Here is a 15,205-nt window from a genome sequence, read left to right on the forward strand (position 1 = left end):
GATCATGAATATCAAACAGCCACAATACATCTTCTCCGCACTTGCCCTGGCGGTCGTCGTCGGACTGAGCGGACCGGCTCTGGCCCAATCGGCGGCAGGTTCTAGCCCAGGTGCTGCAGCACCCTCTGCCGCATCCAAGGCGGCACAGCCACAGGTAGATGACAAGGTCGCCCGGGAAGCCGCGGAAAAGCGCGCCGAACTCGCCCAAGATGCAATCACTGCGCTGGCCAAGACCCATGAGGCATTGATCCTCCTTGATGCAAAGAAGACCAAGGAGGCGCTCGCTGCGCTGGAACTGGCCAGCGGAAAGCTGGAACTGGTATTGGCGCGTGACCCAAAACTTGCTTTGGCGCCCGTCGATGTACGCGTCATCACCCACGATATCCACGCCAACGTGGAATCGGTAAAGAAAGCGGTCAAGTTGTCTCAGGAGTTGTTGGGTGATGGCGAGGTGCAAAAGGCCCGGCCCATCGTTGCCAATCTGGCCAGCGAAATCGTGATCGAAACCGACAACCTGCCGATGGCAACGTACCCGGCAGCGATCAAGTCGGCCGCACGGCTCATCGACAGCGGCAAGATCGACGACGCCAAGGCGGAACTCGCCCGAGCACTGAACACGCTGGTGGTGACCTCGGTCGCCTTTCCTCTGCCCGTGCTACGGGCTGAAGCCGCGATGGCAAAAGCTGAAAAGCTGGCCGAGACTGACAAGCGCGATGCCAAGCAGAACGAGGAGCTCAGCACCTTGCTGTCGTCCGTGCGCACGGAGATCGAGCTGGCGCAAATCCTGGGTTATGGCAAGAAGGAGGACTTCAAACCCATCTTCGATCAGGTGAAGTCCATTGAGCAAAAGTCGGCTGGTGGCAAAAGCGGCAATGGATGGTTCGACGAGTTGAAGACGCGCATCCAAAAGCTGTTTTGAGGTGATGAAGGGGCCGACTGCTCCATCGGTCAGTCTCGCGATATTCGCAGTCGGCCCCAATAGATTCCCCTATTTTCACTATCTCATACGAGGCATATCACCATGAATGAGCAAACATCGAATCCCAACGCGATCAACGAAGGCACGAACGAACAGGCCGCGGTAAGCAGCCTTCCTGCCAGACCAGAGCCCAAGCCCGAAGTCGTCACGGAGGTACAGCCTGAGGTTCAGAAGGAAACGGACTCGCAAGCGGCAGACAAACGTAAACAAGTCCTCGATGAGGCCGTCTCGGCCTTGGCGCTGACCAAATCAGCGCTGGCGGCCCTGGACGAAAAAGAATCCGCGCGAGCACTGGCAACGCTGGCCGAAGTGACGGGAAAGCTGGAGCTGATCGTTGCACGCGAACCCACGCTCGCCCTGGCCCCCGTTGATGTGCGCACCATCGTGCACGACTTGTTCGCCAACACGGAAACCGTTGAGGCGATGACTGACGAGGCGCTGGATGCCCTCAAACATGGCGAGGTGCAACGCGCTCGTCGCGTGTTGGCATTGCTGGCCAGCGAAATCGTGATTGCGGTCACCAACATCCCTCTGGCGACTTACCCGGCAGCCGTGAAATCCGTCGTGCCGCTGATCGATCAGGGCAAGATCGAAGAGGCCAAGGCCGCGCTGCAGTTGGCGCTCGGCACGCTCGTCGAGACACTCAGCGTCATCCCGCTGCCCATCCTGCGCGCCAAACTGCTCGTCAAGCGCGCCGAGACCTTGACAGAAGATGGCCAGCGCAGCGAGGCGTCCGGTGAACGCCTGCAGGACTTGTTAAACGAAGCCCGGCAGCAGTTGGAAATGGCAGAACTGCTGGGCTATGGCAAAAAGAAGGACTTTGAGCCCCTGTACTCTGAACTCAAGAAAGTCAAGGAAAAGACGGCCGGAGGCGGGAGCGGAAAAGGCTGGCTCGATGAAATCAAGGCAAAGCTGTCAAAGCTGTTCTAAAACCGCAAGAGAGGGGCGAATAGCCCCTCTCTTCGCGATGAAGGCTTGATTTTCCTGATCTCATGATCCATCAAGGAGATATCGCATGAATGCAAATACCATCGCCGATTCGAATGCGGATAACCCTGCCGATGCCGTGTGTTCACTGACCCAAAATTGGTGGTTGTTTGCGCTGCGCGGCATATTCGCGTTGATTTTTGCAGTCCTCGCATTCTGGATGCCACACTCGGCTTTGTTCGCCATGACGATAGTGTTCGGCGCATTTTCTTTGGTCAATGGTGCGTTCAACCTGGTTGCAGCGGTGCGGCAAATGCGGCAAAAGCAGCGCTGGGGCTGGCTGTTGTTCAGCGGCATCGTCGGCATACTCACCGGTGTCGTTGTGGTAGTTGCCCCTCTGGCTGCCACTTTGGCGTTGGCCTATTTCTTGTGGGTAAGCGTGGCATTCTGGGCAATTTTCACCGGTATGCTGGAGATATCCGCCGCCGTTCGTCTACGCCGGGAAATCAAGGGCGAGATCTGGCTTGCCCTCAGCGGCCTGCTTTCCGTGCTCCTCGGTGCGATCATCCTATGGATGTTTTTTACCCGCCCGATCGAATCATTTCTGGCCGCGGGCTGGGTATTGGGTTTCCATGCTGCGATCTTCGGTATGACTCTTTTGCTTCTTAGTTGGCGTTTGCGCAAAGCGCGTCAGAGGTAAGGGCGTGAAAAACCAAACCGTAAGATCATCTTTGAAAATCAACATATCCAATCACCCGGGTCCACTCACCTGGGCGGACAACCCTAAAGGGCTTGAGCATGCGTATACAATATAGCTATCGACTCGTCGAAAAAGAATTTCATGAACCTTGGCGAATGTCTGTAGAAAAAGCGGTTGAACCCGCTCTCAAGCCGCTGATCGAAAAGCGCTCCGAAGATTCGGTACGTCTTCAAATCGTCCTCGAACGCGCGAAAAAAGGATCTCGCTTAACGGCCAGTGGCCACATGCACTTGCCGGGCAAAAAAATCGTCAGCGTCACTGCATCGCATAACGATCTGACGCCTCTCGCGCACATGCTAGCGCAGGCGTTGTTCCGGCAGGCCAAGAAGCACTTTGATCGGCTGAGCGCTCAGGATCAAATCAAGCGTAAGGCGCGTCGTGAACGCTTGCGCGAGCTCAAGGCGCGGATCGACACTCAACCTGCCTCTGTCGTCCAGCAAGCACGCGGGATAATCGAGACGCTGCTGCCGAAGGTTGAGGCCGTTGCGCAACGCGAGTTGGCTTATCTGCATGCCGCCGGTGATTTGCCTCGCGATTATCCGACGCTGCACGACGTGGTGGACGAAGCGATTGCTCTGGCTGAATCGGTATGGACATCCGTTCCAGAAGAAAATGCCGCTTACCTCGATCTTTTGAAGCATCTTTTTGCCGTCATTGATCGCGAAGTGGCAAACAGCCGGCAATATGGCGAGGCCGTTTCGCTGGATGCGCCGGTCGAAGCGGATGCGCAGGACATGGCGGAGGCCATGGTAGAGGAAGAGTTCTACGAGTTTTATCAGCCTGATGACGCACTCAGCCTGGCCGACGTCATGGCTGATAGTCGGCTTCCCGACCCAGCAGCAATCGCCGAACAGGAGGAAATTGGTGACAGATCGAGCGAATTCGCATTTGCATTCGACCTGATGAAGGGTATGCCGCACTTGTGGCGCCGCATTTTTCTGCTTATCCGGGTGGATGGGCTGGATGCAGGCTGCGCTGCTGAAATCCTGCGGATGCCTAATAAGATAGATGCTGTCAGAGCGGGGCTCATTCAAGCCGAAGCCTTCATTGCGGCTCACGTGGAAGATGCCGGCGTGAGCGAAGACGGGAACGATTGGATCAAAGGCGTAAATTGGTCGGCGATGTCGGTGATCCGAAGCGAGGCAACCTCACCGCAGTCCAAGGAAGCGAACCATGAAAAATGAACTCCACATCGTCTGCCCACATTGCCAGTCCATCAACAGCGTGCCGGCCGCCAAGCTCGCGGATCGTCCCAACTGCGGCCGCTGCCAGCAGCCCTTGTTCACCGGCGAGCCCATCGAGTTGACGACGGCGACGTTCTCGCGCCACGTGGAGCGCAGCGATCTGCCGCTGCTGGTCGATTTCTGGGCGCCCTGGTGCGGGCCGTGCAAGATGATGGCGCCGCAGTTTCAACAAGCCGCGCGCCAGCTCGAACCCGGGATCAGGCTGGCAAAGGTGAACACCGAGGCTGAGCCCCACCTGGCCGCGCAGTTCGGTATCCGCAGCATTCCGACGCTCGCCCTGTTCCAGGGCGGACGTGAGATCGCCCGCCAGGCAGGCGCCATGGGCTCGCAGGACATCGTGCGCTGGGCATCTGCACAGGTGGGGCGCTGACCGATGCAGGACTTGCTCGGCGCCACCCTGATCCTGCTGGCGGCATGCAGCCTCGCGGCGGTGGCGACGGCGGCGTTCAGAGTACCCGCCTTGCTGGGTTACCTCGCCGTCGGCGCCTTGCTGGGCCCGTCGGTCGGCGGTGTAGTCGCGCCGGGAGAAGCGCTTGATTTTCTGTCCGAGCTGGGCGTGGCGCTGCTGCTGTTCATGGTCGGACTGGAATTCTCCCTCGGGCACTTTTGGCTCACTCGCAAGACCGTACTGGTGGCTGGCAGTTTGCAGATGGTCGTTGTGGCCGCACCTCTGACCCTGATGCTGATGGGGTTGGGGCAGCCAGCTCAGAGCGCTGCGCTGCTCGGCGCTGCGGCGGCCATGTCGTCCACGGCGCTGGTCAGCCGACAGCTGGCCGACCAAGGCGAGCTCACCACCCGCCACGGCCGCAGCGCCATCGCCGTGCTGGTCTTTCAGGACCTGGCCAGCGTGCCCCTGCTGGCCCTGCTGGCGATCTGGGCGCGCGGCGAGTCGCCGAAGATCGAGAGCGTGCTGCTCGAAGTGTTGGGCGTGCTGATGTTGTTCGCGGCAGCGGCCCTCGCCTCCCGTCGTCTGTTGCATGGCCTGCTGGGCTGGGTGGCGCGGCAGGGCCACGAAGAATCCTTCGTGCTGGTTTCCTTGTGCGTGGTGGTGGCTGCCGCCGCTGCTGCACACGCGGTCGGCGTATCCGCCGCCCTGGGTGCGTTTTTGGCCGGCATGGTGCTGGGCGAGAGCGACTTCCGTCACCACATGGAAAGCCACCTCAAACCGTTTCGCGATGTGTTGTCGGGGGTGTTCTTCGTGACCATCGGCCTGCAGTTGGACGGAGCGCAGATTCTTTCGGCACCACTGGCGGTGTTCGCGTGGCTGGCAGTGCTGGTACCGGTCAAGATCGGGCTCAACACCCTGGCCTTGCGGGCGACGCGCCTATCCGCCCTCGATGCCTGGCGCACGGGCATAGCGTTGGGGCATGGCGGCGAGTTCGCCCTGCTGTTGTTGGGCATGGTCTTGCAGCAGCATCTGATTCCCGCGACCGTCGTACAACCCATGCTGGTCGCGCTGGTGCTCAGCATGGCCTTGGCACCGCTGCTGATCCGCCATCACGATGTACTTGCCCGGTTCTTGAGCCGCACCGGCGGCGTCATTCAGCCACCCCAGGCTGAAGAAGTTGAGATCACCGCGCAGACAGCGCGATTTCGAGACCACGTCATCATCTGCGGCGCGGGCGAGCTTGGCCTGACCGTCAGTGAGATTCTTCGCCACGCCGGCGTGGCGCATCTGCTGCTGGAAGCAGACGAGCAGAAGGTAGAGGCCGAGCGTGCCGCCGGCGTGCCGGTGTTCCATGGCGATGCGAGTCGGCCCGATACCCTGCTGGCTGCCGGGTTGGCGCAAGCGCGTCTGGTGGTGCTCACGTTCGCCCATGCCCAGCAAGTGCTGCGCATCGCCCAGGCGATTGCCGAGCGCCGTCCGGCGCTGACCTTGTGGGTGTCATGCAGAAGTACGACCGCGGCCGATGCATTTCGCGCCATGCCCAACGTGCGTGTGTACCAGCAATCCTTTGCCGCAGGCCTTGGGCTGGCGGAACAAGTGATGTCGTCGCTTGGCATGTCGGCCGAGCTCGTCGAACGAAACATCAGTGCGATGCGCCGCCGTCTCGACAGCGGCAATGTCGCAGGGAGTCCATCTGCATGAAGTCAACAGGCCGCAATCCATTTCAGGTCTTCCGTGACCAATGGGCCATCATGAGTTTATACGAGCGCTTCGAGCAGGTCGTCGCCCTCGTTCTGTCGGCGGTAATTGCCGTCATCATCGTGGTGTCACTGTTCCAGCTCATCGCCATCGTCTTCACGCTGCTGGTCCTCGATGCCTTCAATCCCCTGGATCACAAGGTATTCCAGAGTGTGTTCGGCATGATCATGACGCTCTTGATCGCGATGGAGTTCAAGCATTCCATCGTGCGCGTGGCGCTGCGTCGGGACAGCATCATCCAGGTCAAGACCGTGATCCTCATCGGTCTGATCGCGCTGGCGCGCAAGTTCGTGATCCTTGACCCCGAGGCGAGCCCCGCAAAGATAGCCGCGCTGGCAGGCGCCACGCTGGCTCTGGGTGCGACCTACTGGCTGCTGCGCAAGCGCGGCGACCGCGCCGCCGAGACCTCTGAGCATGACCCGTCATCATCCCAGTGATCCGCGCACGGCGCTGTTGCAACACCGCTGGCTCAACCGCCTGCAGACCGGGCTGTTGGTCCTGACCCTGGTCGGGATCGCAGCCGCAGCAGGGAGACTGCCGTTTGGGGAAGGCGGCCTGTGGCTCGCGCTGTTTGCCGTTGCAGGTGCGTTGCTGCTGGAACCGGTAGCCGCGTCGGCGCTGAGCTTGCGCCTGTACCGCGTACGGGCCTTGCACCCGCAAGAAGCCCACGAGATGTGGGCCCTGTTGCGCGAGCTGCCCGCCCGTGCCGGTTTGCCCGCCACGCCGGTGCCGCACTACGTGCCCAGTGCCGTCGTCAACGCCTTCGCCACCGGCTCGAAGCAGGAGGCATCGATCGCCCTTACCGATGGCCTGCTGCGCAACCTGAGTTCGCGCGAACTGGCGGGTGTGCTCGCGCACGAGGTCGCGCACATCGCTAATGAGGATCTGCGTGTCATGGGGCTGGCGGATTCCGTCAGTCGACTCACGAGCCTGCTAGCCCTCATGGGACAGATCGCGATCCTGCTCAGCTTGCCCGCACTGCTGGTTGGCGCGGCGGAGGTCTATTGGCCTGGTCTATTGTTATTGGCCGCATCGCCCCAGCTGGCCCTGCTCGCACAGCTCGGCTTGTCTCGCGTGCGTGAGTTCGACGCTGACCGCCTCGCGGCGGAACTGACCGGCGACCCGCAAGGGCTAGCGTCCGCGCTGGCGAAGATCGAGCGGGTCAGTCGCTCCTGGCGTGCCTGGCTGTGGCCGGGATGGGGCAATCCCGAGCCATCCTGGTTGCGCACGCATCCGGCAACGCAAGATCGCATCTCACGCCTGCTGACGTTGGCGCCTGGACCAGCAACAGCCTTGCCGTTTCACGCGCCCCATTTCTTGCCGGAATCCGCTGTGACGCCGCGCCCCCCGCGCTGGCGCCCGAGTGGACTGTGGCGCTGATTGCCTTCAACAGGAGACTTTTCATGGGCTACCCCCACCCGTACGCGCGCCCGCCACAGGACCACTTTATCCGTCGCTGGCTCTTCATCACCGCCTGCATTGCCGCGCTCATGCTGCTGTGGCAGTTTCTGCCCGCCATCGAGGCCTGGTTCAGTCCGCGCGAGGCGGCAGAACGCACCGTGACGGCGCGTGGCGATCTGGCGGCGGACGAGAAAGTCACCATCGAACTGTTCGAAGAATCGCGCGCTTCGGTGGTCTACATCACCACCGCGCAGCTGGTGCGCGACGTCTGGACGCGCAATGTCTTCTCCGTGCCGCGCGGCACCGGCTCGGGCTTCATCTGGGACGACGCCGGCCACGTTGTCACCAACTTCCACGTCATCCAGGGTGCGTCCGAAGCCACCGTCAAACTCGCCGACGGCCGCGACTACCAAGCCGCGCTGGTGGGGGCAAGCCCCGCGCACGACATCGCTGTGCTCAAGATCGGCGTCGGTTTCAAGCGCCCGCCTGCCGTGCCGATCGGCACCAGCGCCGACCTCAAGGTGGGTCAAAAGGTCTTTGCCATCGGCAACCCCTTCGGCCTGGACTGGACGCTCACCACCGGTATCGTCTCCGCGCTCGACCGCTCGTTACCCGGAGAAGCGGGCGGCCCGGCCATCGATCACCTGATCCAGACCGACGCCGCCATCAACCCTGGCAACTCCGGTGGGCCGCTGCTCGATTCGGCAGGAAGGCTCATCGGCATCAACACGGCGATCTATAGCCCCTCCGGCGCCTCGGCCGGGATTGGTTTCGCCGTGCCGGTGGACACCGTCATGCGCGTAGTCCCGCAACTCATCAAGACCGGTAAGTACATCCGTCCGGCGCTGGGCATTGAGGTGGACGAACAGCTCAATCAGCGCCTGCTGGCGCTGACTGGAAGCAAGGGCGTGTTCGTGCTGCGTGTTACCCCTGGTTCGGCAGCGCACAAGGCCGGCCTCGCGGGTGTCGAAGTCACGCCGCAAGGCATCGTGCCCGGCGACCGCATCATCGGTGTTGATGGCAAGGCGACGGACGATGTGGCTAAGCTGCTCGCGCGGCTAGACGACAGGAAGGTCAGCGATGTGGTGGTCTTGTCAGTGGAACGGGCCGGCAAAACGCGCGAAGTGCGTGTGGAGCTGCAACCGGGGATTTGATTGAATCGACCCGGTCTATCAGGCGGCGCGGAGCAGGCAAGTGGCCTCAGCCTCCCGCCGCGTGACAAGCCCCGGCAGCACCCTGCCGCCGCCATAGACCCAGCGCCGCAGCTCAGTCGCGGCAGCGGCCCAGTCCCGCTGGTTCACCCGCCGCCGCAGCGTCGAGGTCTGCAAGCGACCGCCGCCGAGATTGAATGTGAAGTCCACGATGGCCGCCAGCCGCCCTTCGGGTTCGGAGGCCAACACCGGGCAGTAGCGCAGTGTGGCGGCCAGCGCCGTGCTCAGGTCGCGGGCGAGATAGGCTTCCGCTTCGTCCTCGGTGATCGGCGGGTGCTGGGCATCGCAGAGGTGGCCGAAGCCAATCGTCCAGAAGCCTGCCGGGCAGATGTACGGATACGCGCGGCCCGGATCGGTTTTCGGAACGCGGCGGAAGACCTCGAAGCGCTTGGCCAGATCGATGGCCGATTGCGGCACCTCGATCACGGCCGCACCCGGTCGAACACGCGACCCAAAAACCAGAAGTTCAGCACCCCGGCCCACAGCGCCTGGTCGGCCTCTTCGACGCGCTTGAAATGCCTTGTGCAGTTCTTGCCGGTTCCGACCAGATACTCCTGGGCAAAGAGCCTCCAAGTGGGGCTTTCGGCACCGTCAAGGTCATCCGCTGCGATCTTCTGTGTGTGCTTGAGTTCGGGCAGGTCATGATCCCGTTGCCGTGCGTGCCCGCGCTGATAGTGGTGCGCTTGCCGCAAAAGCAGTGCAGCAGCTTGCGTTCAATCGGCAATTCGTGGACTGCATGACAGTCCTTGCAGAATACCCACTGCAGGCCCTTCTCTTTGGAGTAGGCCAGTTGGAAATGGGGATGGAGCTCTACATCGTTCTGGCAATTCGAGCACTGCTTCACCTGGACCCAGAAATGATGAAGAACATCCCGTTCGACGCCGTCCACCATAGTCCGATGCAACGGCATAATGAGTTGGGCGATCTCATTGCAGATCTGCTCGATTTCCGGATAGTGATCCTCCATTCGGGAGGCGGCCAATTCAAATCGGGTAATAAAGGTCGCGTGTCTTTGCGCGCCGAGGGAAATAGAGCCGCTGCATTCTGTCGATATGAGCTATATCGAGCGCATAAAGTTTTAAGTGCACAAGGCCAAAGCGGTGGGACAGGATAAGGCGACGAGGAAACGTCAAAGAAAAAGGCCCCGGGGGTGATCCTGGGGCCTTTTTCTTTACATTGTCTTCGGCAGGGCTGGCGAGCAGTCCTGGGCTTACAAAAGCGCCGTCCACGGAAAATCCAACGCTTCTCCGATCTTCTTTGCCATGGCCTTGCCGATGGGCCGGCGGTTGTGCTCCATGGCCGAAATATTCGGCACGCCCACGCCGATCTTGGCCGCCAGTTCGGCTTGGGTCAGACCCATAAGCCCTCGCGCGCCGCGCAGCCGGGAACCGGGCGTAGATTCGGGGAAAACTTCGGATGCGGGAATGCTCGGTTCCGTAGCTTCTTTGATAGCCAGAGTCACCCGGTTGACGTGATTCTCCGGGACAACGGCGCAGATTTCCCAAAGCCCGTCAGTACGGGGCTTTTTCGTGAGTTCCAACATAAATTACCTCCACCACTTGTACGGAATCTTCTTCAACTTGCCAGATGACGACATAGGTTGGGCGGCCCTTGTTGAGATGGCAGTGGTAGGTTTCGCCGGGCCATCCTTGGAGCCTCCCGAAATGCGGGACGCTGGGTTGGACGGGGCCGGCAGCCTCGATTTTGATCCGCAGAGCATCCAGGCGTTCAGCAATCCGGGCCGGGAGCTTTGTTTTCTGCTTTTTCGCCTTGGGCGAAAATGTCACCGTCCAATTCATAGAGGTATATTGTCATTTTTTGACAACAAGTCAAGATAGAGAATTGCCACCACCGTCCCGTCCCGGCCCGCCAGATTGCCACCACGCCCGCCGGCCCCGGGGAGGAGGGGAGGGCCGCCAGCCCCTTTCCTCGGGGCGATTGCCACCAATTTGCCACCACTAAAAGCCATTTAATGCCAAAAAATAGCCTGGGAAAAGAAAAAGGGCCTACAGCGTTTTTGCTGTAAGCCCTTGGACTTCCTGGTTGCGGGGGTGGGATTTGAACCCACGGTCTTCGGGTTATGAGCCCGATGAGCTACCGGTCTGCTCCACCCCGCGTCGTGGAGAAATGTATCTAGGCAAATCGGCCCTTCCCGTCAAGCGGAAATTATGAAAAAATCGCATTTATTCGGATGTCATTGGTTGATACCTTTAAATAACAGTAGGTTGACGCTTTGATGGAAACGCAAGTCCTCGTTGGCGCGGGCTTGGCCTGCTTCGGGGCTTCCCTGTTTGGCCAAAAACGGGCAAGGTGGCTGGCCCTGGGCGGGGGTGGTTTTGTCACCCTGGCCGCCTGGGCCGAGGCCGATCCCGTTTTGGGCCTCGGCGGGCTGGCTGCCGCGCTGACCGTCTGGTTCGGCCAACGTGCCGGCCCGCGTCGGGGAGCCCGGGGCCTGGAGCCGCGCCCCGATACCCCTTTGGCGGAGACGGTCCGCAAACTTCCTTGACGAGCGGGGGGAAGACGGCTATTGAAAAACGTTCACCACAATTCTTTGGAGATTATGCATGAGCAAGAAGACATACCAGCCGAGCAAGATTCGCAGAAACCGCAGCCACGGCTTTCTGGTGCGTTCCCGGACCAAAAACGGACAGGCCATCCTGCGCCGTCGTCGGGCCAAGGGCCGCAAGCGCCTGGCCGTCTAATCTTTCCTCCGGCGCACAGGCTCCGGACGGGTAGGGAATTCGCGGCCTGCTTCGAAGCAGGCCGCCGTTACCATGGCAAGGCTTTCCTGCTCTTTGTCCTGCCGCGAGCGGAGGCGAACGCGCCCTGGCGGCTTGGCATGGCCATCAGCAAAAAAGTCGGCAACGCCGTCGCGCGTAACCGCGTCAAGCGGGTGGTGCGCGAATGTTTTCGTTTGTGCGCCCCCCAGGCCGTGGCCGGCCTGGACGTCGTCGTCGTTGCCAAGAAATGCCTCGACCCGCGCCGGTTGGACCTGCATCAGGCCATAAGCGATTTGCGCCCGCTCCTTATCAGGATGGCCAAGGACCTCGACCGCCCGGCTTGGCCGGGAAGCGTGGACCCATGCGACGCGCCGTGATCTGGGCTCTCAAATGCTATCAGCTGGCCATCTCGCCGCTTAAGCCCGCGTGTTGCCGGTTTGCGCCCTCCTGTTCCGCCTACGCCGTCGAAGCCGTGGAGCGCTTCGGCGTGGCTCGCGGCGGCCTGCTTGCCCTCTGGCGGCTTCTGCGCTGCCACCCCCTGGCCCGTGGCGGGTACGATCCTGTGCCTGCCGTATTGCCGCACCTCCTGCGCGCTCCCTGGCGCGCTTCGCCATGACGGCGCATCCACACTTCGACGGGATATAAAGGACAATGGAAAACAAACGCGTAATTTTGGCCGTGGCCCTTTCTCTTGCCGTCCTGGTCGGCTGGAATTTCCTCTTCCCCCCCGCACAACAGGCGCCCAAGCCTGACGCCGCCGTCAGCCAGCAGGACGCCCCGGCCCAGTCCAGCCCGACCGCGCCCGCCGCCAAGGCTGAAACCCTGGCCGCTTTCGCCCCCACCCCGGGCAAGAAAATCACCATCGACACGCCGCTGTATACCGCCGTCATCAATTCCGTCGGCGGCGTCCTGGAACAGTTCGCCCTCAAGAACTACCGCGAGACCATCAAGCCTGATTCGCCCCTGGTCAATCTCATCGACGACAAGGCCAAGGCCAAGGCTCCGCTGGGCATCATCTTAAATGGCTCCCCCACCTGGCAGAACGTCGAATGGTCGGCCGAAGGCGGCGACCTGAAGCTTGAAGCCGGCGCGGCCGGAACCGTGGTCCTGGCCGGCCGCATGGGCGACGTGGTCGTCAAGCGCGAACTGACCTTTTCCGGCGACTCCTATATTATTGATGAAAAGTTCTCCCTGTCCAACAACGGCGGCGCGCCCCTGCGCAACCGCCTGTCCCTGACCGTGGCCGTGGACCGCCTTTCGGCTGCGGACGACTCCTACAACCCCACCCAGGCCGCCTTCTACGGCGCGTCGGGCCTTGACCTCGAAAGCGGCGAGAAGACGCTGGCCGAAGGCGTGGCTCCGGAAAAGCCCATGGAGTGGGGCGCGGTCATGAGCAACTACTTCCTGGTCGGCATCGTGCCCGAGGCCGCCGATCTGCGCGGCAAGGCCAAGCTTGAGGACGGCGTGTTCCGCGTCGCCCTGGACAAGGACGGTCTGGAGGTCCCGGCCGGCGGCCGTTCCGATCTCTCCATTGCCTATTTCCTTGGCCCCAAGGTGCCCAAGTACCTGGAGATGGCCCCGCACAAGCTGGTCGCCTCCATCGACTACGGCTGGTTCGACTTCGTGGCCAAGCCGCTTATAAAGCTCCTGCACTTCTTCTATGATTACGTCGGCAACTACGGCGTGGCCATTATTTTGCTGACCATCCTCATCAAGCTCATTTTCTGGCCCCTGTCCCAGAAATCCTACAAGTCCATGGAGCAGATGAAAAAGCTCCAGCCGCTGCTCACCCAGTTGCGTGAGAAGTACAAGGACGACCGCCAGAAGATGAATGAAGAGATGATGCAGCTGTATAAGACCTACAAGGTCAATCCGGCTGGCGGCTGTCTGCCCATGATCGTGCAGATTCCCGTCTTTTTCGGGTTGTACCAGGCTCTGCTGCATTCCATTGAACTTCGCCATGCCTCGTTCATCACACATCTGCCTTTCACCAACATGATCTGGCTGGCCGACCTTTCGGCTAAGGACCCGTTTTACATCACGCCGCTGATCATGGGCGGTACCATGTTCATCCAGCAGAAGATGACCCCGGCCCCGGGCGATCCCACCCAGGCCAAGGTCATGCTCTTTATGCCTGTCATCTTCACCTTCATGTTCCTCAACTTCCCCTCCGGACTGGTCATCTACTGGCTGGTCAACAACGTCATTTCCATCGCCCAGCAGGGATGGATGCTCAACAAGAAGTCCTGACGCCTCGTCAGCGAGCATCCACGGCCGCGAACAGATGGAAGCGCAACCCAAGGAGCAACTATGAGCGAATGGAAGACCTACAGCGGCAAATCCGTGGACGAGGCCATGGAAGAAGCCTGCCGCAGTCTGGGCGCGCCCCGGGAAAAGCTTGAGGTCGAGATCCTCTCCGGCGGCTCGTCGGGCATCTTTGGCCTCGTCGGCAAGAAAAAAGCCCAGGTCCGGGCCCGGCTGCGCGAGGAGGTCAATCTCCTCTCCGACATGGGCGGCAAGGGCGAGCGCCGGGACAATGACCGCCGGGAAAGCGACCGCCGCGACAACGCAGACCGACGCGACGGCGGCCGTCGCGGCAACCAGCGTCAGGGCGATGCCCAACGCAATGAAGGCCAGGCCAAGGCCGCGCCCAAGGCCGAATCCAAGCCGGCTCCCAAGCCCGCCCCCGCGCCGGTCGAAGACCGGCCGGCCCCTGTCCAGAGCGCCGCGCCGGCCGCACCGGCCGCGCCGAGCGCTCCGGCCCCCAAGGCCGAAACGCCGCCGCTCCCCCGACAGGCCGCGCCTGTCGTGTCGGACCTTTCCGGCGACGACGAACCTTTTGAGGATGACTTCGACGACGTCCGCGACCAGGGCGAAGGCGATTCCGGCCGCTCCAACCGCGAACCCCGCCGGGCCGCGCCGGCTGCCGAGCCGCAGCCGCTGACCCCTGAACTGTCCGCCATCGTGCGCGAGGCCATGGAGCACATGCTCGACGGCATCCTCGGCCAGCGTCCTGAATTCGAGATCTCCGGCCACAGCGAACGCGTGTCCGTGCTGATCTTTGACGAGGAAAATTCCGGCCTGCTCATCGGCCGCGAGGGCCAGACCCTGGCCGCCATCCAGTATATCGTCAACCGCATCGTCATCCGCCGCCACGGCAGCCCGGTCAAGGTCCAGATCAACACCGGCGAATACCGCGAGCGCCAGGACGACAATTTGCGCAAGATGGCCATTTTCCTGGCCGACAAGGCCAAGACCCTGGGTCGCCCCCAGTCCACCAAGCCGCTGTCTTCCTACCATCGCCGGGTCGTACACTTGGCTTTGCAGGAAGACGAGGGCATCTCCACCCGTTCCAAGGGTGAAGGGCCGCTCAAGCGCGTGCTCATCCTGCCGCGCGGCGGCCGGGGCGAGGCCCAGTCCAGCCCGCGTTCCTAAGCGCGCCTCGGCGCACCAATCATGTTCGCGAACGGCGGGGCGTCATGCCCCGCCGTTGTTGTTTGCGGCGGCAGTCGAGCGGCGGCTGCGCAACTGTTCGGCGGGGGGCGGGACTTTGTCGGCCGCCCGCCACGCAACAGCGCGAAGCGTGGTTGTGGACAGTGCGGCGGGCAGCAATGGCTTCGGCATTCTCGGGAACCATCTTGCAGCGAGAGGCTTCCAGTCGCGAACACAGCCGCCTTCCCCTCGACCTTGCAGCGTATTTCCTATACAAGCCCGTTTCCGCCACGCCCATGATCGGGACGTTGCCTGGATGCGCCGAGGTCGTCGGCCCCGGGCACAGGCCGCGCCGTCTGCGGCGGCCGTCCGGTACGGCCACCTA

20 protein-coding genes and 1 tRNA gene are annotated in these 15,205 nt (G+C 62.0%); 16 read left to right on the forward strand and 5 right to left on the reverse strand.

Annotated features, from left to right (window positions below):
* Positions 1–4 precede the first annotated feature (4 nt).
* From yfdX1 to C3Y92_RS06195, 9 genes are all read left to right on the forward strand, one after another.
* Complete coding sequence (yfdX1, locus tag C3Y92_RS06155) at positions 5–919, forward strand: heat resistance protein YfdX1 (RefSeq protein WP_129350698.1); 915 nt, start codon at positions 5–7, stop codon at positions 917–919.
* Positions 920–1,021: 102 nt separating this feature from the next.
* On the forward strand, positions 1,022–1,909 hold the full coding sequence (locus tag C3Y92_RS06160; protein WP_129350701.1) for a YfdX family protein: 888 nt from the start codon (positions 1,022–1,024) through the stop codon (positions 1,907–1,909).
* 85 nt (positions 1,910–1,994) lie between these two features.
* The gene (locus C3Y92_RS06165; protein ID WP_000993372.1) at positions 1,995–2,606 is read left to right on the forward strand and encodes an HdeD family acid-resistance protein; all 612 of its coding nucleotides are present in this window, start codon (positions 1,995–1,997) and stop codon (positions 2,604–2,606) included.
* 98 nt (positions 2,607–2,704) lie between these two features.
* The gene (locus C3Y92_RS06170; RefSeq protein ID WP_029611654.1) at positions 2,705–3,850 is read left to right on the forward strand and encodes a hypothetical protein; all 1,146 of its coding nucleotides are present in this window, start codon (positions 2,705–2,707) and stop codon (positions 3,848–3,850) included.
* Positions 3,840–4,280 (forward strand): heat resistance system thioredoxin Trx-GI, encoded by a 441-nt coding sequence (gene trx-GI / locus C3Y92_RS06175; protein WP_000787151.1) that lies wholly within the window; start codon positions 3,840–3,842, stop codon positions 4,278–4,280. The genes C3Y92_RS06170 and trx-GI overlap by 11 nt, the downstream gene beginning before the upstream one ends.
* Before the next feature lie 3 nt (positions 4,281–4,283).
* Positions 4,284–5,999 (forward strand): heat resistance system K+/H+ antiporter KefB-GI, encoded by a 1,716-nt coding sequence (gene kefB-GI, locus C3Y92_RS06180; RefSeq protein ID WP_124082454.1) that lies wholly within the window; start codon positions 4,284–4,286, stop codon positions 5,997–5,999.
* On the forward strand, positions 5,996–6,493 hold the full coding sequence (psiE-GI, locus tag C3Y92_RS06185; RefSeq protein ID WP_012761374.1) for a heat resistance protein PsiE-GI: 498 nt from the start codon (positions 5,996–5,998) through the stop codon (positions 6,491–6,493). The genes kefB-GI and psiE-GI overlap by 4 nt, the downstream gene beginning before the upstream one ends.
* Complete coding sequence (locus C3Y92_RS06190; protein WP_129350703.1) at positions 6,471–7,436, forward strand: zinc metalloprotease HtpX; 966 nt, start codon at positions 6,471–6,473, stop codon at positions 7,434–7,436. Before psiE-GI ends, C3Y92_RS06190 begins: the two co-directional genes overlap by 23 nt.
* 23 nt (positions 7,437–7,459) lie before the next feature.
* On the forward strand, positions 7,460–8,611 hold the full coding sequence (locus C3Y92_RS06195; RefSeq protein ID WP_129350705.1) for a S1C family serine protease: 1,152 nt from the start codon (positions 7,460–7,462) through the stop codon (positions 8,609–8,611).
* 18 nt (positions 8,612–8,629) lie between these two features.
* Here the strand turns inward: C3Y92_RS06195 and C3Y92_RS06200 are convergent, their stop codons facing one another.
* On the reverse strand, positions 8,630–9,094 hold the full coding sequence (locus C3Y92_RS06200) for a lysozyme (RefSeq protein ID WP_092193044.1): 465 nt from the start codon (positions 9,092–9,094) through the stop codon (positions 8,630–8,632).
* Positions 9,091–9,360 (reverse strand): hypothetical protein, encoded by a 270-nt coding sequence (locus C3Y92_RS21260; RefSeq protein ID WP_207214050.1) that lies wholly within the window; start codon positions 9,358–9,360, stop codon positions 9,091–9,093. Before C3Y92_RS21260 ends, C3Y92_RS06200 begins: the two co-directional genes overlap by 4 nt.
* 110 nt (positions 9,361–9,470) lie before the next feature.
* Between C3Y92_RS21260 and C3Y92_RS21265 the strand changes: the two genes are divergently transcribed.
* Positions 9,471–9,782: a hypothetical protein gene (locus C3Y92_RS21265; RefSeq protein ID WP_207214030.1), complete on the forward strand. Its 312-nt coding sequence runs from the start codon at positions 9,471–9,473 to the stop codon at positions 9,780–9,782.
* 96 nt (positions 9,783–9,878) lie between these two features.
* Here C3Y92_RS21265 and C3Y92_RS06210 read toward each other — a convergent pair whose 3' ends face one another.
* The 3 genes from C3Y92_RS06210 to C3Y92_RS06220 form a co-directional block, all read right to left on the reverse strand.
* Positions 9,879–10,211, reverse strand: coding sequence for a helix-turn-helix domain-containing protein (locus C3Y92_RS06210; RefSeq protein ID WP_129350708.1), 333 nt, complete (start codon positions 10,209–10,211; stop codon positions 9,879–9,881).
* Positions 10,180–10,467, reverse strand: coding sequence for a type II toxin-antitoxin system RelE family toxin (locus C3Y92_RS06215; protein ID WP_129350711.1), 288 nt, complete (start codon positions 10,465–10,467; stop codon positions 10,180–10,182). The genes C3Y92_RS06210 and C3Y92_RS06215 overlap by 32 nt, the downstream gene beginning before the upstream one ends.
* 241 nt (positions 10,468–10,708) lie before the next feature.
* Positions 10,709–10,785, reverse strand: a tRNA-Met gene (locus C3Y92_RS06220).
* A 119-nt stretch (positions 10,786–10,904) separates the two neighbouring features.
* Between C3Y92_RS06220 and C3Y92_RS06225 the strand changes: the two genes are divergently transcribed.
* From C3Y92_RS06225 to C3Y92_RS06250, 6 genes are read left to right on the forward strand one after another with little or no spacing between them, the layout of a single operon-like run.
* Positions 10,905–11,174 (forward strand): hypothetical protein, encoded by a 270-nt coding sequence (locus tag C3Y92_RS06225; RefSeq protein ID WP_129350714.1) that lies wholly within the window; start codon positions 10,905–10,907, stop codon positions 11,172–11,174.
* A 58-nt stretch (positions 11,175–11,232) separates the two neighbouring features.
* Complete coding sequence (gene rpmH, locus C3Y92_RS06230; protein WP_006918232.1) at positions 11,233–11,370, forward strand: 50S ribosomal protein L34; 138 nt, start codon at positions 11,233–11,235, stop codon at positions 11,368–11,370.
* Positions 11,370–11,765, forward strand: coding sequence for a ribonuclease P protein component (gene rnpA / locus C3Y92_RS06235; RefSeq protein ID WP_129355804.1), 396 nt, complete (start codon positions 11,370–11,372; stop codon positions 11,763–11,765). Before rpmH ends, rnpA begins: the two co-directional genes overlap by 1 nt.
* Positions 11,750–12,004, forward strand: coding sequence for a membrane protein insertion efficiency factor YidD (gene yidD / locus C3Y92_RS06240; protein ID WP_129350717.1), 255 nt, complete (start codon positions 11,750–11,752; stop codon positions 12,002–12,004). The genes rnpA and yidD overlap by 16 nt, the downstream gene beginning before the upstream one ends.
* Before the next feature lie 35 nt (positions 12,005–12,039).
* Positions 12,040–13,638, forward strand: a complete 1,599-nt coding sequence (gene yidC / locus C3Y92_RS06245) for a membrane protein insertase YidC (protein WP_129350720.1) — start codon at positions 12,040–12,042, stop codon at positions 13,636–13,638.
* A gap of 60 nt (positions 13,639–13,698) precedes the next feature.
* Positions 13,699–14,823, forward strand: coding sequence for a Jag family protein (locus C3Y92_RS06250; protein ID WP_129350723.1), 1,125 nt, complete (start codon positions 13,699–13,701; stop codon positions 14,821–14,823).
* The last annotated feature ends 382 nt before the right edge of the window (positions 14,824–15,205 follow it).

The organism is Solidesulfovibrio carbinolicus (assembly GCF_004135975.1).
GTDB classification, from domain to species: Bacteria; Desulfobacterota; Desulfovibrionia; order Desulfovibrionales; family Desulfovibrionaceae; genus Solidesulfovibrio; species Solidesulfovibrio carbinolicus.

Coding starts and splice junctions, on each gene's coding strand:
- C3Y92_RS06225 (WP_129350714.1), top strand. CDS start 10,905: ATGGAAACGCAAGTCCTCGTTGGCGCGGGCTTGGCCTGCTTCGGGGCT.
- C3Y92_RS06160 (WP_129350701.1), top strand. CDS start 1,022: ATGAATGAGCAAACATCGAATCCCAACGCGATCAACGAAGGCACGAAC.
- C3Y92_RS21265 (WP_207214030.1), top strand. CDS start 9,471: ATGGAGCTCTACATCGTTCTGGCAATTCGAGCACTGCTTCACCTGGAC.
- C3Y92_RS06215 (WP_129350711.1), bottom strand. CDS start 10,467: ATGAATTGGACGGTGACATTTTCGCCCAAGGCGAAAAAGCAGAAAACA.
- C3Y92_RS06165 (WP_000993372.1), top strand. CDS start 1,995: ATGAATGCAAATACCATCGCCGATTCGAATGCGGATAACCCTGCCGAT.
- rpmH (WP_006918232.1), top strand. CDS start 11,233: ATGAGCAAGAAGACATACCAGCCGAGCAAGATTCGCAGAAACCGCAGC.
- yidC (WP_129350720.1), top strand. CDS start 12,040: ATGGAAAACAAACGCGTAATTTTGGCCGTGGCCCTTTCTCTTGCCGTC.
- psiE-GI (WP_012761374.1), top strand. CDS start 5,996: ATGAAGTCAACAGGCCGCAATCCATTTCAGGTCTTCCGTGACCAATGG.
- C3Y92_RS06195 (WP_129350705.1), top strand. CDS start 7,460: ATGGGCTACCCCCACCCGTACGCGCGCCCGCCACAGGACCACTTTATC.
- C3Y92_RS06210 (WP_129350708.1), bottom strand. CDS start 10,211: ATGTTGGAACTCACGAAAAAGCCCCGTACTGACGGGCTTTGGGAAATC.
- C3Y92_RS06190 (WP_129350703.1), top strand. CDS start 6,471: ATGACCCGTCATCATCCCAGTGATCCGCGCACGGCGCTGTTGCAACAC.
- C3Y92_RS06170 (WP_029611654.1), top strand. CDS start 2,705: ATGCGTATACAATATAGCTATCGACTCGTCGAAAAAGAATTTCATGAA.
- yfdX1 (WP_129350698.1), top strand. CDS start 5: ATGAATATCAAACAGCCACAATACATCTTCTCCGCACTTGCCCTGGCG.
- trx-GI (WP_000787151.1), top strand. CDS start 3,840: ATGAAAAATGAACTCCACATCGTCTGCCCACATTGCCAGTCCATCAAC.
- C3Y92_RS06250 (WP_129350723.1), top strand. CDS start 13,699: ATGAGCGAATGGAAGACCTACAGCGGCAAATCCGTGGACGAGGCCATG.
- yidD (WP_129350717.1), top strand. CDS start 11,750: ATGCGACGCGCCGTGATCTGGGCTCTCAAATGCTATCAGCTGGCCATC.
- kefB-GI (WP_124082454.1), top strand. CDS start 4,284: ATGCAGGACTTGCTCGGCGCCACCCTGATCCTGCTGGCGGCATGCAGC.